The sequence below is a fragment of the Peribacillus sp. QJM3NY_7 genome (genome assembly GCF_056173225.1).
In genome coordinates, this window is record NZ_CM149663.1 from 3243110 (window position 1) to 3259491 (window position 16382).

Sequence of the window (16382 nt, forward strand, 5' to 3'; positions counted from 1 at the left end):
TTAGAATTTATATGTATAATGGGGCGTAATTAGAAAGAACAGGAAATCCATTTGTTTTTTATGAGATTTCTAAATTATCCCTGATAGTATTACGTCAAAAAATGAAAATAGTTTCAAATAATTTGCCGCAGTATGTGATCTTCATTTGATAATGGAGTTCGTCGTCTTTTATAATGCTGTTGATGGATTATTAAATTTAAAAGAGAAGGATTGATTCCTTCTCTTTTATTATTAATTATATTTATATAGGGGGAAATCCAGCAACAAAACGTCAAAGTAAAGAAAGAGAGAGTTCAATTTTCTCTCTAAAAAAAATGCCAGGAGCTAACAATCCTCCGTCCTGGCATTTTTTTTGTTTAGAAAATACTTTAAAAATAACAGTTCGTCTTTATTATGATATATCCATTTCCCGGAACATTATTAGCCATTAAACTAATTTATCCTCGCTGGTAAAACAAATCTATTCCATCCCTCTTAAATGCATGCGCTTACATTCAAATCCGGATAAACACGTCTCTCTTTCACAACAGATCCGTTCATTATTACCTTACTGGGCTAAAGGTATATTCCTATCTAAAATATATAGAAATAACCGACTTCACGTTATTAAGGGATATTAGGACCATATTATAATTTCTCGATTAATGATTGCAATTCCTCTTGAAGGTTTCCTTTTGAAAAAGCAGAGTGCAGAATTTCATGAACAGTATTTAAGGATATTTGTAGTTTTTCTTCACCTAATGTAGTTAACCGTGTGTAAATACCTCTTCGATCATCTTCGCATATTTGCCTTTGTAATACGCCGCAGCTTTTTGCTTCAAGCCTGACTACCAGCCTGGATATAGCACTTTGACTTAATCCTACCATCTCTTGTAATTGTTGTAGCCTCAATTGTTTTTCGCTTGTTTTGGATAAAAAGTAAAGAACGTAAAACTCTTTTAATGAAAGGTTATGATTTTTTTGCAAAGCACTTTCCAGCTCATTCGTAATGCCCATTTGAATATTTGTAATCGAGAGCCAATTATCTAAATACTTCTTTTCTTGGTTGTTTTTCATGCACATTCCACCCTGTTCCATCCTATATAATTAAAATTTGGCACTTTAATTGATTATCATAAGGCATATAAATTGTTCTAAGATACTTCATAAAAAATAATTTTACCAAAGCCATAATGTAATGGTTGAACTTATTTTAAAAAAGTGCGTGCCATGTATGTTATATGGTTATTTTAGACGAGTTTCTTCTTTTTGTCTAAAATTGAGCTAATCCATAAAAAAAGCAGTCAAAATGACTGCTTTTTTCTTTAACCCATCGTAACAGAACAGGACCCTATTTCATTTCCACCCCAGTTAAGTGAAAGCTGGTCTTGATCTGAAAGAGGACCGACGCCACTTGGAGTACCGGTATAAATTATATCTCCTTTTCCAAGCCCAAAATGCTCTGCTGTAAATTCTATAATGGTTTGCAAATCAAAAAGTAAGTCTTTAATATTCCCGACCTGTACACGCTCTCCATTTTTAAAAAGGGAAAAATCTAATTGTTCACATGCTTCAACACCTGGAAACGGAATAAAATCACTAACAACTGCCGAATTTTTGAATCCTTTAGCCAAAAGCCAAGGATGCTGTTTTTGTTTTAACTGTGATTGAACATCTCTAAGTGTCAGATCCAACCCAATGGCCATGGAGTCTACTATTTCATCTACTTTCATTCCTGGTTCGAACTGTTTTGCGATATGTATGACAAGTTCAGTTTCAAAGTGAACGGAACCCTGATTACTCGGCAACGTAATTGACTGACCGTGTGCTTCCACGAGCGAATGAGTCGGTTTTGAAAATAAAAAAGGGGAAGTTGGTATTTCATTATTCAATTCCTTTGCATGCAAGGCGTAGTTTCGACCTACACAATAGATATTTTTAATGTCTTTCTTCATAAAAACCACTCTTTTCTCTTAAGAAATAAATATTTAAATGATAGTGGAACAATTTGAAAACCTTACTCATGACATAAGAAGAAGCCCTCCGATTTAAGTACATTTTATATTTTTCTGACTTTTTATACAATGATTAATATAATTTCATGTTCGAATGACGTTAGGGCGGTCCAGATTTTAACTTGCGGATAAAATACGAATTCTTAATGCGCTATGATTGGTGAAGAAGAATTCAGACATATAATTATTTTTTATTTTGACAAAAAAAGAGCCAACTTCTAAACATGATTCTATTCAGCGAGATCAGCATCCTCATCACCTCAAGTTTTAATACTTCTATTTTAAAACAAAAATGACTCCTTGCAAAAGTGTTCTATCTAAAAGGCAAGACAAAGTTAATTGGAGCGGGTGTACGAGACTCCTGCTTAGAAAAGCGCGTCTAGGGGAGACCCCGCAGGCGAAAGCCGAGGGCCGACCGCCCGCGGAAAGCGAGTGCCCTACGTTCCAATCAACGTCCAATTGTACAAGCCATAAAAATAGACAAACTCGATTTTCATCGAGTTTGTCTACAGTCTGAGCCAACAAAAATTGTTGGCTCCTTGATTTAAAAAGTAGAAGCTAAATCTTTTGAACGTGCTATAGCATTTTCTTTAATTTCTTGTGCTTTATCAGGCATTGCTGCATGTCCTTCAATGAATAAACCTTCAAAGGAAGGCACTCCGAAGAATTGCATAATGATATTTAGATATCGGTGACCCATTTCCATTTCAGCTGCCGGTCCTTCTGAATAAATACCACCGCGAGCTTGAATATGCAAGGCTTTTTTATCAGTTAAAAGACCAACGGGGCCTTGTTCGGTGTATTTAAATGATTTACCTGCAACAGCTACGGAATCAATATAAGCTTTCAAAACTGGCGGGAATGAAAAATTCCATAAAGGCGATACAAATATATATTTATCGGCGGCTATAAATTGCTCACATAATTCTGAGAGCCGACTAACTTTCGCTTTCTCCTCCGACGAGAGTTCTTCAAAACCCTTTCCAGCTTGAAGTTTCCCCCAACCACTGAAAACATCCACATCAATTTCAGGAATATTTTCTTTATAAAGGTCAATATTCACAATTTCATGGCTAGGATTTACTTCTTTATATGTGTCAATAAATGCTTTTCCAACAGCCATACTGTAAGATTGTTTGTCATCATGAGGATGAGCCGTGATATACAATACCTTTGTCATTCAGTATCTTCCCTTTCTTTTTACATATTTGGACATTCTAGTTTGTCTTGGGAATTCAACCTTTATACAATTACTCGAACTAAAATATCTTTAATTGATGGGTATAAAATTAAATCCGTAAGATAGAAATTCGTTTTCGAGGGTAGTAAGGTATAAATCTTCTTTCATTTTGTGAGAAAGGATATGAATTTTGGATATGATAAAATAAGACAATCTGGTTCACTTTAGGAGGACTAAGTAAATGACGAATTCAATAAAATTTGATCTCCACACTCACCATGAACGCTGTGGACATGCTATCGGCACAATTGAGGATTATGTAAAGCAAGCCATCGAATACGGCTTGCATTATATTGGGATTTCTGACCATTCTCCATACTTTTATAGTGAGGACGACCATCTCTACCCAACTACTGCAATGGCAAAAAGTGAATTAGTTCCTTATATTGAGGAAGTACTTCGCTTAAAAGAGAAATATGCAGGCAAAATTCACGTGTTATTAGGAATGGAAAGTGATTTCTTCCCTGATCACATTGAAGTCTACCGCGATCAATATCTTTTACACCCTTTTGACTACATAATTGGATCTGTTCATTATGTTCAGGATATTAGCATTTTTAAAAGAGGTCGTTGGAATGGCTTAACCTCTAAAGAACAGTCAAAAGTAAAGGATGAATATTATGAATTAATACAGAAATCGGCTAAAAGCGGAGTGTTCCAAATCTTAGGCCATATTGATGCAATGAAAGGTTTTTATCCAGCCTTTTCTTCCATTGAGACAGACAGTATTGAAAAAACGCTAAAAATCATTAGTTCAGAAGATATCGCCATTGAGATTAATACCTCTGGTAAAACGAAAGATTGTGGTGGGTGGTATCCAGCAGATGACATTTTAGAACGAGCTCTTTTCTATGATGTGAAGGTAACCTTTGGATCGGATTCGCATACACCGGAACGTATTGGCGATGAATTTGAACTAGTTAAAAAAAGACTAAAGGAGATCGGCTTTTCTGAGTGGGCTTACTTTGATAAAAAGGAAAGGATTCTCACTCCACTTTAACCTTTCAATGAGAACTGGTCCGATCATTAGAGCTTCCTGTAACCACATGTGGAATGAACTTTTTCAATCCTTTTGCTACTAAGAAGGCCAAAGTCCAAAAATTAATTCGTGGGTCGCTAGTTAATCCTGTTAAATCCCTCAACTGATCAATGAATCGGTACCATTTTTTTTTATGGGCATAAAATAATCATTATGCATCCAGTCATAAAAATCATCACGATTGCTTACACGTTTTTCTCCGTTCATTTCAATGAATTCCAGTCATCGCCATATTTTTTTGCATAAAATAAAAGTATTTAGGGAATTAATAACTAACCATTCGTTTATCTTATAAAAAGGAGTTGATTTTGGGATGATTGAAAACCCATTGCATAAAGAGAATGATGAAACCCTTGAAGAGTCAGTTGAAGGTGGTATCAACTCTTCAATAGGGCGATCCGAAGCCCCTCCAAAAACCCAGTCAAAAGATCCTGAATTCGATCTTTTTGGCACAGTATTAAATGGGTATCTTTAATTTATACTTCCTTATTGAATAAACCTTATTTCAAGACCTAAAACATTATAAATTCCTAAAAAGAAGAGCACATATTAGTCACGTATAATATGTGCTTTCCTTTTATTAAATTCAAGCGCCCTATTCTGGGTTATAGCTGGTGTACCCAATTAATAATTAATCTTATTATCTTAGATATCCTCTATTATTAATTATCTAATGTTACGCCTGTAAAATGTTTGGCTCTATCTGATTTTAAGTAGACAACCGTATCCAGTCACATCTTCAGGCCGGACAGGTGTTTTTATGAGATGTGATTTATATAGTCCTCTTTTTTCCAAGCAGGTATCTTACCATCATCGGAGTATTAACCATCACAGGAGCGACAGCATTAACTCCTCTGATTTAGACACCGACCAACTCTAATTATGCCTACCAAACTATCCCATCCCGAGCTCTAATAATCTTGGCATGACTTTTGTAATGGGAATAAACATTCAGAAAAAAATCAACCATTCATCTAAATGGCTGATTTTTATTTTATGAAACTATAAGTGTTGTTTCCAATGGCGTGGATACCACCTTCGTCATCCATCGCGATTAAGTGCAGATGCATCCGGCTTATCCTCTAAAGGAATTTTCCAATACCACCATTTTAACTTAATGGAGATTAAAACGCAGACAATAGAAATAGCCGCGTAAATCCCAACAAATGACCAGTGTTGTCCGCCTAATAGCATTGCCGGTCCAGCTGACCATGCAAATAATTCTATAGGCGTATTAAGCGGTCCAACGATAGCTGTATCTGTGAGTGTCTTAGATTTATTATTTGGATCAACTACTCTTAATAGGGTCAGCCCTATCGCAAAGACACCTGTTGCATAACCGTAAACAAATATTGAACGCTCAAACCAACTTTCATAGTTCATGAGTGGACCGACTGCCCATAACATTAAAATGACAATTATGATTCCTGAAAGCATTAATAATCCAAGTGGAAGTGCATACTCAAGAACGACAGGTAGTTTTATTGAGGCTACTCCAAAAAATACAAGGTAATCCGTTGCTGAGCTACCTAACCTATTTACCACATTTTCGTCCACATATTTATAGACACCCTTTTTCCCCTTGCCCATGAATGCATACATTAACAATGCAACGATGAATGCTATTGTAAATGTTGGAAAGTCTAGGCCCCAGGTATCTGCAATATATGTATTAAGCAAGTAACCTAAACCGGATGGAATTAGTAAAAGCCCAACATGAAATGCCAATGGATCAAGTGCTATCGGTGAAATCGTCTCCGTCCCTATGGATACTCGATTATCAGGCTTCACTAAACCTGTCCTCATGTCCTCTGATATTTCGGAGAAGTCTTTAACATATTGTGTATATCCTTTTTTTGTGGCCATTTTTATAAATATTAGTCCACCGAAAATACCTGCTAATATACCAATGGTGGCTGATGTCATACCTAAATCTGTTGCTGCGGCAAAACCTAAATTTTCAAAGGTTGATCCTACCGCAGCTGCTGTTCCATGCCCCCCATAAAATCCAGTTGCCAAAATTAATCCAAAACCATAATTAATCTCAGGAACCCATTTAGAAATAACCAATATTGAAAATGTAATTGGAATAAAAATGAGGACGCCAATTATCAATATTTTGTATGAAGCATATGCCCCCATTCTTTTGAGGTCTTTTTTCATATTCCCCGGGGTAAATGAAAATCCATTTATCCCTACCGAAGCAAACACAAAAATTATGATGACTCCTGCATACGAACCTATGTCCGCTGAAAAAGGTAGGATATTCAGGAATCCAGGACCTAACGCTAAACCTAAAAATCCTGCCATTAAACTTGCGGGAATGAAATTCTTTTGCAATAACTTGATTTTTGACCGCATAAACATACTTATTAATATAAGTATACTTGCGAGAGTGAAGTCTACCAACAGCGTATATAACGTCATAGCTGAATCCACCTTTTCTGATTAGATTTTTAAAAAGTAATCTGACCTTGTAACTGTAGCGGGTGGTGCAATGTCCAATTTCACTTGTGTAATATCAAGGATATCTTCCGGTTTTATCCATGGTCTGTTTTGAATAGCACTAGTTTCTTCATGAGTGAGATAGCCTTTATACGCCGTCAGACTCCGTCTTAAAAAACCATCTTTTATGCAGGCTTCTTTAACACCTGAATTTAGAATAGATCTAAGGTGGCCTAATACAGATGCAGCATATGCTACGGATGTGGAATTTGCTATAGCACCTGGAATATTGCCCACACAATAGTGAACGACGCCGTTTTCAATATAAGTAGGATTATCATGAGTGGTTTCACGGAAGGACTCGATCGCCCCTTCAGCATCATTGCTAATATCTACTATTACAGATCCTTTTTCCATTAAGTTGAGCATATCTCTATCTATTAAATAATCCTTATTTCCTTTTGGCCATTTCACGCTATTAATCACTATATCAATTTCCGGAAGTATTTTTTGGATATTTTGTTTAGTTGATATTTGAGTGTTTACTTTTTCGTTATAAATCTTTCCAATTTCCCTTAATGTACCGAAGTCTATATCCATTACAGTACACCAAGCTCCTAATGAATGTAGAACTTGTAATGCTGATTTTCCGACTAGACCTCCCCCGAGGATGAGGACTTTAATGCTGGGTGCCCCTGCTAATCCGCTTACAAATTTCCCTTTGCCTCCATTTATCGTTAGCATCGAGTGTAAGCCCATTAGAGCTCCTTGTTTACCTGCTGCTTCACAATTCACTGAGCCGAATCGATGTGAATCCTCTGCCGTAAATGCAATACATTTGCTGTCAAGAATGGCTTGGACTTGTTTTTCATTAGCAGCTGGATGGATACAGGTATAGATAATTTGATTTTCTCTAAGTAATTTGTACTCAATTTCTTCAATTTCTTTCACCTTTGCTAAGAGGTTAGACCTTTCATACATTTCCTTCAATTCGTCTACTATCTCAGCACCTTGCTCTTCATATTCTTCATTGCTAAACCCTGCTAGGAGTCCCGCATCTTTTTGAACAAGGACGGTATGACCATCGCTTTTAATAGTTCCGACCTCTAATGGAGTTGCTATTACTCGGAACTCCCCGACTTTACTATCTTTCAATACACCAAATATCAATTTACTTCCCCCTTAGTTTCAAAATTCACAGCAATACCTGCTGTGTTTTCATTGTGACAATAAAATTTTTTCACTATAAGGTACCTTTTTGATTCAATATAATCCTAATTTTTTATAATCCTTTTTCTTAACTCAACCTTTCACTCCTTTTCCTATCTTTATGACTAAATATTACTTCCTATTTTTTGAAAGGTCACAAATCCCTTTTCTTTCATATGTATACTTAAGCAAGAAGTATGCCAAAAGAAATCATCATTTTCGGCTGATTTAAGCTGAAAAATCAGAAAAAACAAGAGTTTTTATTTAATATATGTCGATTGCAGATATAAAAAATGATTAAATTGTTAATATTTGAGCAGTGAATGTTATTTTTCGGGCACTATGTACATAAGTTTATTTCACTTTTGTTAACTTTTGGGCACAATTTCGTACAATCTGATCTTATTTTGCAGAGTTTGTCTTGGGATTTCGAGTATTTTAGCTGCTTGTGATACATTGTTTTTTGTTTGTTGGATTGCCTTATCAATCATTTTCTTTTCTAATCTGGCAACAGCTTCTTTTAAAGGTCCAATCTGAAACTCTTCTTCACTATGTCGAATGAAATTCTTCACACGCTCTTCAATATCTTTCATTTGAAGTGTATCTTCCCAGTCATCCATTTGATTGATTGCAAATTCAACAATATGTTCCAACTCCCGTACATTTCCCGGCCAGTTGTAACTCAAGAGAAAGTCATATACCTCTCTCGATACATTGTTTATATTTTTGTGCAGCAACACATTATATTTAGAAATAAAAGATACCAATAATAGCTTTATATCATCTTTCCGGTCCCGTAATGGTGGAATATTGAGAGTCATTACACATAATCTGTAATATAAATCAAGCCTAATATCTTTATCCTTTACACAATCTTCAGGGCGTTTATTGGATGCGGTGATTACACGCACATCAACTTTTCTAATATTTTTATCTCCTAATCTTCGAATATATCCGTCTTGCAGTACTCTTAATAACTTGGACTGTAGATGAATTGGCATTGAGTTAATTTCATCTAGAAAAATCGTTCCACCTTCTGCTATTTCAAATAAGCCTGGATTATTTTCCGCTCCGGTAAAACTCCCTTTAATTGTACCGAACAAAATACTTTCAATTAAGGCTTCCGGAATTGCTGCACAGTTTTGCGCTATGAAAGGCTTTTCTACACGATTACTGGCATTATGCAGCGCTTGAGCAAATAATTCTTTTCCTGTTCCTGTTTCACCATATATAAAGACGGGTGAGCTCCCTTTTGCAATTTTTTCGGTTAAGCGCTTTATATTCTTCATTTGTTCGTTATTCGTTATAATATCTCTCAATGTATATTTTGCTCGTTCTGGATGAATATTTTCTAGTAATCGTTTATCACCTTTAAACATTTCTGAATTTATATCGATTGTATGATTAGGAATAAGATTTTCTTTATTTTCTTTACTTATTTCTTTCGAAAATTCAATTGCTCCTATAATTTTCCCATGGGCTCTGATTGGTAGTGAAATATTTGTGGTTTCAATTTTCCGTCCCATAAAATCAACAATCTCTTGCTTACCTCTAAAAATCGGACGCCCTGATTTCATCGCATTTAACAACGTACTCGTCTTTTCATTCAACGTAGGGAAAACGGAAAATAAACTTTCTCCTAATATTTCCTCACGTTCAAGAACCTCAGAGTGAAATCGAGGATTAAATTTGACTGTAAATAAGATTGTCCCTTTGTTATCAATAATAGTTATACCATCAATGTATTTCAGTTGATTTAGAACCTCATAATCATTTAATCGACTCATTGTATACTCCTCCATGATTTTGTAGTAAGGGGGTGTACTTTTTTGGGATATTCTAGTAAAAAATATGCTTGATGCTTGTGCCACGAAAGACTTAGAATGTAATGGCTGAACTTGTTCCGCCTAACCTTGCCATGCTAGAAACACCGTAGAGGTCATCGAACCATCGTGGTGGGCTAAAATATGTAGTTTGATGCAGGGATACAAGGTATATGGTGCACATCTCGGCCCGTTCAAAGTGCTGAAGATTGGACTAAATTGGCGTTTCGTCCTTCTATAGTCTGCGGATTTTTGCTTGGAAGTGCGATGAATTTCTCCTTGGTTAATGCGTCTTAGACCCCAATTTCGAAGGATTTTGGAATTCCGTTGCAGTTTCCTTGCAAGCCGGGTGCTTACAATAGCCTCTTGGAGATGACAGATGCGTGACTTCTCGTGGATGCAACAGAGCGTTGTGCCATGGAACTATGCGTGTCGCTTAGGTTTTCACGATTACGTAGATACCGAAGCCATGTTTATGAACATCTTCTGAGACTTTCGCAAACGCAAAGTCATCCCATAAACCAAAAGCCGGCCTTGTATTAGGTCGGCTTCTTATATATTTTGTACGTTATCGAGCTGCCGGTTTGTTAGAACGATAGCCTCCCCCGTACTTTTTCTCTATATGTGAATCCGCCCACCTACACCTCAGATGCAGGATCTCCTTTTAAAATCCAGACTTAGTCTGTCAGTTCATACTCTACCTTCGGTGGAACCTGGTTGTAAGTAATACCTAAGATTACACCTTCCTCTTCAAGCTCCCGAAGTTGCTGAGTTAAACATTTTTTTGAGTAATTGCGGGTATCAAACTTTTTTCAATTCATTGGTACGTCTCTCTCATCACAAGATTCCATTTCCATCCAAAACCTACCAAAATTGTCTCAACCGCATTGCAGTAAATCTTATTAGGATCCTTCATTATACACCTCGGCTCCCTTTTTCGAATATTTCGACATAATCACTGGAAAACATCAGAGTAAGGACCATAGCATTAAATTCCTTCTTTGAACATTATATCTGCAAGCAAGCTATTACGCTATCCTGCCCCCTTTAATTGAATCATTTATGATTCCATTCCTTACGGATAGTCCCTTCTCTTTATTAAGAGGTTTCATGACAAATTCTTATCAAATCCAAGGTTCTACCCTTATGCCACTATTAAAATAATCGGCAACTCAAAGGCGATGTTATAGGATACATTAGCTGATATAACCTTTATCAACTGGATATCTGATTATGTTCGTAAGCTTCGTATATCAAGCCAATGCGCTGTAATTATGGAACGCCCCGAAAGAAAGCACGGTTAATCAGATCAAATGTTGGATAGACTTAGTATTCTCAAAGCTTCGGGAGTTTTTTTAATGTGACAGGTCTAATAAATTGATGAAGGTGAAAACGATGAGCGACTAAACTATGGTTCCGACAAGTTTGTATAACCTAATGGAAAATCAGCGTGGCTTATTTAGTCTATGTTGTATTTTCTTTCATTGTTTCCATGCTGAAGTAATATCCGGTGGTGATTTATAACGGATTTCATTTGAAGTAGGGAAAAAACGTATGTCTGTAACGTTCACCTTTCATCTTGTTTTTTATGGAGTATCCGTTTATTAACTTCAAGAAAATCAAATTTTTTCCGTTCATGCCTTCTATCCTGCAAAAGGAGAAATGAATCAACCTATACATGGATAATATCAAAATTTTAATACAAAATATAAAAAAGTTAAAGGTTTAGCCTTTAGTAAAAATAATGAAGGAGACTTTTAAAATGACACAAAAACAACAATATCAGCAAGCTATCATTGCTGCGCAACAAGCCAAACAGGCTATACAATCTGCCCAAGAGAATGATAATCCACAACTATTCCAACAAGCACAGCAACAGCTTGAAGAAGCTCAACAACAACTTCAAGAAGTTCAACAGTCTTGGTTCTAAATTTCATAGGTAATGAAACGTTCTGGCATCAAAATGAATAAAATCAAGGTGAAGAGAGAGTGAAAAAATAAGCATTATCATAGACTTCCTGGAGCCATTCACGATATACATGTCGGGGATTTTTTTCGTTTTGTCTTCCTTAATATTTGACTTTAAAAAAGCCTTGCTTTTGGTCTATGCAGGCAAAAGCAAATTTTGATTTCTTTCCTCCATTTTTTCCTCTATTCGTATAAGAACCATATAATATTCCCATCTTTTTCACTGATTTCTTCTGACGGACGGCCTAGCTCTGTTTTTCCTTCTTTACCTAACTAAAAAAGGAATCCTTCTTTTTGGATTCCCTTTAGAAAAAATATGCATTTATTTGGCTTTGGTAAGGTAGCTCGTGTTTCAAACTCTCATGGCATTAATTGATAGGAGTAACTCATTTGCTCGCTGAAGCTCTGTCCGTTTTAGTTTCCCGAGTTCGCCTCGTTAACCGGCTGTTGTACTTGTACCTCTTCCCCTATTTGAATGGATAGTAAATCCTCCCCTACTAACACAGTTCCTTCATATGTTTTTTTTGTTCTTTCGAGCAAATCAGCTTTTTCTTCTGTTAATCCTCCCAATAATACTATATGTGAGTACACAGCAAGTTTTGGTTGTATTTGGCTAAAGACTTTACCTGCTTCCTCCGGTGTAGTGTGAAGATCAAGTATATTGGCGATTGATTCTGATTCATTATCAGGTTTTGCCGCTGCAACCTCATGAATCACTACATCAGCACCTTTGGAGAATTTTATAAGATTTTCATTATATCGGGTGTCGCCTGAGATAACGACTGAATGTCCTTTGTAATTAACCCGATAACCGAAAGCCGGCTCTATTGATTTATGGTCAACCTTGAAGGCTATTACTTCAATTCCCTTTTTGTTATAGACAATACCCTCCTTGATATCATTTGCGACAATACTTGCTCCTTCAACGTTCCCATTTCCAGAGTCATCCCTTGCATCCAAATCGGCTTTATATGCTTTATTCATATGTACCATCATTTTCTCGGTTCCCTTAGGTCCCCAAATCTTAAATGCTTGCTCTCTTTTCCCTCCTGTTGGTAAGGAACCTGTAAGCCATACGTCCGGTATGCCGATTGTATGATCCGAATGCAAATGCGTCAGGAATAACTTATCAACACTTCCTGGTAACATATTCGCTTTATATAATTGTAAAGCGGTTCCGCGCCCAGCATCAAAGAGGAGTTTTTCATTACCAACTTCTACAAGAGTAGCTGGACCGGAGCGGGATGTACTTAAAAGTGGAGAACCTGTACCTAATAGGGTTACTTTAAACTCGGTTTGCTGGACCGCTGTTTGGCCAAATGAAGGAAGAAATAATGATAATGATAGAATTATGGTCACTGCCAACAAAAAACCAAACGAAGTATTTCTTATTCTTTTCTTCATAACAAAAACCTCCTGTCAGATTATTTGACTGTACACAAAGAAAATCCAGTTGTTTCGAATATAAAACCTCGTTTCAAAAAAAACAAATACGCAAAATAAATATTACAATATTTATAATATTCAGTCAACGATAACCGAAAGAATATCGTGTATGTTGTTTCAACCTTCCATTAAGACAACCGGACTCAATTTGGGAAAGAAGCGGAAATAATCTTAGTGAATATTGGATGAATCGTTCATACTAAATAAAAAATAACTGTTCAAGAAGGAGTTTATATGCCAAAAGAAAAAAATAATCCAGCTCAGCCAAAAAGTCAGGTTAGTCGATTAAACGACGTGATGGAAGTGGATACAGATGTCAATGAAGATCCTAATCGGGAAAAATTATTGGATGAATCCGTTGATGCTTTTCTAAAATCGAAAGAAGGACAGGGATATTAGGGGCAAAATTGTGGTCGCTATTGACTTGTTTTAAGACGTTTTTATATTTTTTTCACGTTAAGTGGGCCCCTCATGAAGCTATTGAGCGGCCCGTTTTGTTTCCTTATCAACGAACGTTTTTCTTATTGGGATACCGCCACATCGCCATCAAGGTACGCCCGCAAGAGATAATATACAAGGATGTTCTCTTTAATTTGCTATGGTAACGCTAAAAATAACGCTGACAAAAAAACATCCATGTTGAAATTGATTCAAAACTCCTTCCGTTCTAACTGAATAAAGAGAGTACCTTTCTTCACAGTCCCATTCCAAAAAAAATCTGGTTCATCATTCTTACGATATATACGAGAATTCAACTTCAAACGTGAGATTTAGTAAGCACCTTCATCATTCATTTTCAATGTAAGCGTGTAAGTCGAAATACCCTAAATCCCTTATGTATAAGCCTTTCGATTGAATGGTTAGTAGACCCGTGGAACCGAAAGTGGTTTTATCATTTTCCCTCGCTTTTCCTACTAAACGTGGAGGAACTCCCCACCCCTCAGGGCTCATGAGGACACCTGTAGATGCTTCGAGGCGGCTACACAATTGTGTGAGTGGTGTTACTCGCGACTGTTGACTAAACCATACACATAAAGCAATTAATTCTTGTGCTTGATATTTAGTTGTACGTTGAACAAAACCAACTTCTTTAGCTAATTGTTGTAGAGAAGATGGAGATAAGTAGTTTTGAAACTCTCGTTTTTTTATGATGATACAAATTCACCTTAGCTTGATGGCGATGGGGTCCCGCCAACATTTTAACGAAATTATACGCAAAGCCTTCGGATGTTACCAGACCCGGCCGTCTCTCTTCTATAAAGTCTGTTTTTATGAAGTAAATCTTTTTGTTCGTGATAACAAAAAGGAAATATTTGTTTTTGTGTGAATAAGTCGAAAATATATAAAGGTGAACTAAACATTGTATATTTTCGACTTGTTGCTAAAGTACCAGGGTTTCATTCACATCTGTACTTGAACTGAGGCTCTGTCTGTATATAAAAAGCATTTCTTACTTGTGCACTCCAATTTGCAAAGGCTGATCTCCATTCAGGAGTGTTAAAGAATTGATCTACAGTTTGAGTTTCAGAATGCCAAACTATAAATAGGTTGAGTGGGGCAATTCCTCCTGCCCAAATTCCATTATTTGCGTCAGTATCTTCTTCCCTTACTAATAATAAGGGTAGACCAAATTGAAAAGCCATTGAAGGTTCTACTTGTGAATAAACGGATCCTGTCCAGAATGGAGTGGAAGGTGGAAGGGGTCCTGCATTGACATCAACTGTTTGAATTTTAAAACGACGAAGGTTTACTGCCAACATTCCATAGCTTGATGAAACTAACCGACGAATATCAGTTAAAATGGATTCAGGATAACTTTCGCTTAATGGTAATGTACGCGGAAAAAGCAAAGCATTCTCAATCTCTAAAATTAGACGGTTTAGAAACCGTTGTTGGTTGTCATTTAAATGAGTCGTCGTACTTAAAAATATAGGAATACGATAAGCACGATCAATACACTCTTGGTGTGCCGATTCTATTTTCGCTTTATCTTTACGTAAAGAGCTATGCTCATTATTACTCACTTTCTCTTCATCCTTGCGTGAAGAGCTATTCTTACTTTTACTCACTTTCTCACCTCCTTTTTTTATTAGTATATGGAAAAGGAATAAGTGAGCTTGGACATAACAGGATTTCATATTAGAAAGGCTTTATAAAACAGAAATTAGTAATTTTGTCTAAATATGAATAATTTTATAAAAAATTTATTTAATTTATCTGAAGCAGGAAATAGGTAATCTTTCATTAAGCTATCCACAATAAGCTTTTGGATGAATTCAATGTTGAGGAAAAAATATACCCACAACAAGATTGTGGGAAAATGCTCTTGGGCATGGGGTACCGCCAGCAAACACTGGATTATAATGATTTAATGCACAAAACTCCCCATTAGTTGAAAATGACGATACAATGTTAGTGGAATAATTATATTAGATAAAAAGGAGGTCGTTTCCATGAATATTTTAATTTTGGGTGCAACTGGACGAGTTGGGGGTCAATTAGTTATTTATGGTCTGCAAGACAATCATCATGTTACGGTTTTAGTTCGCACTCCAGAGAAGATTACTATAAACAATGCCAATTTAACCATTATTCAAGGTAATGTTTTAAATAAAGATGATATCGTACGCGCCATGCATGGAATTGATGTAGTGATTAGTGCACTTAATACTGATGGGACAACGACTTTATCAGAAAGTATGCCACTAATTATCGAAGCTATGGAAAACGAAGGTATACAACGAATTATTACCATTGGAACGGCAGGTATCCTCCAAAGTAGAACAATCCCAAATTCTTTGCGTTATCAGACAAGTGAATCAAAGCAGAGGTCTACCCGTGCAGCGAAAGAACATCATGAAGTTTTCGATTTGCTTAAACAATCAACACTTCAATGGACAATTGTCTGTCCTACGTATTTGCCGGATGGAAAAAGAGTTGGTATATATCGTATAGAAGGCGACTTTTTGCCGGAGGATGGGGTTGAAATATCCGTTCCGGATACAGCAGAATTTGCATTTAGTCAAATAAAAAGTAACGATTATTTAAAAGCACGTGTAGGCATCGCCTACTAAAAATTCCAATATGCAATAAACCCCTTCGAAGTTAAATCGTATAGAAAGCCGGTTCAATTTTCTTCGTCAATGAACACAGTCAGGTGAACCATTGCCAGGAATATTTTCCGGTTTCTTTTGGGCGAAGATTTTGCCTGTACCTTG

At 36.3% G+C, this 16382-nt stretch carries 13 protein-coding genes and 2 pseudogenes; 5 read left to right on the forward strand and 10 right to left on the reverse strand.

Translation table 11 applies throughout. The features are described 5' to 3' along the window. Nucleotides 1–627: 627 nt before the first annotated feature. The 3 genes from AC0VX1_RS15475 to AC0VX1_RS15485 all read right to left on the reverse strand — a co-directional run bounded on the left by AC0VX1_RS15475 (nucleotide 628) and on the right by AC0VX1_RS15485 (nucleotide 3174). A complete protein-coding gene (locus tag AC0VX1_RS15475) occupies nucleotides 628–1056 on the reverse strand; it encodes a MarR family winged helix-turn-helix transcriptional regulator (RefSeq protein WP_034307691.1) in 429 nt (142 codons plus the stop codon). 248 nt (nucleotides 1057–1304) lie between these two features. Beyond that, the gene (locus AC0VX1_RS15480; RefSeq protein WP_475467849.1) at nucleotides 1305–1934 is read right to left on the reverse strand and encodes a fumarylacetoacetate hydrolase family protein; all 630 of its coding nucleotides are present in this window, start codon (nucleotides 1932–1934) and stop codon (nucleotides 1305–1307) included. 604 nt (nucleotides 1935–2538) lie between these two features. Continuing rightward, complete coding sequence (locus tag AC0VX1_RS15485) at nucleotides 2539–3174, reverse strand: FMN-dependent NADH-azoreductase (protein WP_098937171.1); 636 nt, start codon at nucleotides 3172–3174, stop codon at nucleotides 2539–2541. Nucleotides 3175–3415: 241 nt separating this feature from the next. On the opposite strand from AC0VX1_RS15485, the gene AC0VX1_RS15490 reads away from it, so the two are divergent. Next, complete coding sequence (locus AC0VX1_RS15490) at nucleotides 3416–4234, forward strand: histidinol-phosphatase (RefSeq protein ID WP_475467851.1); 819 nt, start codon at nucleotides 3416–3418, stop codon at nucleotides 4232–4234. A gap of 352 nt (nucleotides 4235–4586) precedes the next feature. Next, nucleotides 4587–4748, forward strand: coding sequence for a hypothetical protein (locus tag AC0VX1_RS15495; protein ID WP_413022459.1), 162 nt, complete (start codon nucleotides 4587–4589; stop codon nucleotides 4746–4748). A 566-nt stretch (nucleotides 4749–5314) separates the two neighbouring features. Here the strand turns inward: AC0VX1_RS15495 and AC0VX1_RS15500 are convergent. The 4 genes and pseudogenes from AC0VX1_RS15500 to AC0VX1_RS15515 form a co-directional block, all read right to left on the reverse strand. Next, complete coding sequence (locus AC0VX1_RS15500) at nucleotides 5315–6700, reverse strand: sodium/glutamate symporter (RefSeq protein WP_475467853.1); 1386 nt, start codon at nucleotides 6698–6700, stop codon at nucleotides 5315–5317. Between the two features lie 21 nt (nucleotides 6701–6721). Further along, nucleotides 6722–7888 (reverse strand): alanine dehydrogenase, encoded by a 1167-nt coding sequence (locus AC0VX1_RS15505; protein ID WP_475467855.1) that lies wholly within the window; start codon nucleotides 7886–7888, stop codon nucleotides 6722–6724. Between the two features lie 407 nt (nucleotides 7889–8295). Beyond that, the gene (locus AC0VX1_RS15510; RefSeq protein WP_475467856.1) at nucleotides 8296–9714 is read right to left on the reverse strand and encodes a sigma-54 interaction domain-containing protein; all 1419 of its coding nucleotides are present in this window, start codon (nucleotides 9712–9714) and stop codon (nucleotides 8296–8298) included. Nucleotides 9715–10427: 713 nt separating this feature from the next. Then, nucleotides 10428–10490: pseudogene (locus AC0VX1_RS15515) on the reverse strand (winged helix-turn-helix transcriptional regulator); the annotation flags it as partial. Nucleotides 10491–11512: 1022 nt separating this feature from the next. Between AC0VX1_RS15515 and AC0VX1_RS15520 the strand changes: the two are divergent. Next, the gene (locus AC0VX1_RS15520) at nucleotides 11513–11680 is read left to right on the forward strand and encodes a hypothetical protein (protein WP_156319673.1); all 168 of its coding nucleotides are present in this window, start codon (nucleotides 11513–11515) and stop codon (nucleotides 11678–11680) included. Between the two features lie 452 nt (nucleotides 11681–12132). On the opposite strand, the gene AC0VX1_RS15525 is transcribed toward AC0VX1_RS15520, so the two are convergent. Continuing rightward, nucleotides 12133–13122 (reverse strand): MBL fold metallo-hydrolase, encoded by a 990-nt coding sequence (locus AC0VX1_RS15525; RefSeq protein ID WP_475467859.1) that lies wholly within the window; start codon nucleotides 13120–13122, stop codon nucleotides 12133–12135. Between the two features lie 276 nt (nucleotides 13123–13398). Here AC0VX1_RS15525 and AC0VX1_RS15530 point away from each other — a divergent pair, with 276 nt between their 5' ends. After that, nucleotides 13399–13563: a hypothetical protein gene (locus tag AC0VX1_RS15530; protein ID WP_153246145.1), complete on the forward strand. Its 165-nt coding sequence runs from the start codon at nucleotides 13399–13401 to the stop codon at nucleotides 13561–13563. A 257-nt stretch (nucleotides 13564–13820) separates the two neighbouring features. On the opposite strand, the pseudogene AC0VX1_RS15535 reads toward AC0VX1_RS15530, so the two are convergent. Both AC0VX1_RS15535 and AC0VX1_RS15540 read right to left on the reverse strand, forming a co-directional pair. Further along, nucleotides 13821–14325, reverse strand: a pseudogene (locus AC0VX1_RS15535) (transposase); the annotation flags it as partial. Between the two features lie 236 nt (nucleotides 14326–14561). After that, nucleotides 14562–15188 carry a hypothetical protein gene (locus AC0VX1_RS15540; protein ID WP_034311227.1) on the reverse strand — a complete coding sequence of 209 codons (627 nt, stop codon included), beginning with the start codon at nucleotides 15186–15188 and terminating at the stop codon, nucleotides 14562–14564. Between the two features lie 429 nt (nucleotides 15189–15617). On the opposite strand from AC0VX1_RS15540, the gene AC0VX1_RS15545 reads away from it, so the two are divergent. After that, nucleotides 15618–16238 (forward strand): NAD(P)-dependent oxidoreductase, encoded by a 621-nt coding sequence (locus tag AC0VX1_RS15545; protein WP_475467861.1) that lies wholly within the window; start codon nucleotides 15618–15620, stop codon nucleotides 16236–16238. Nucleotides 16239–16382 lie beyond the last annotated feature (144 nt).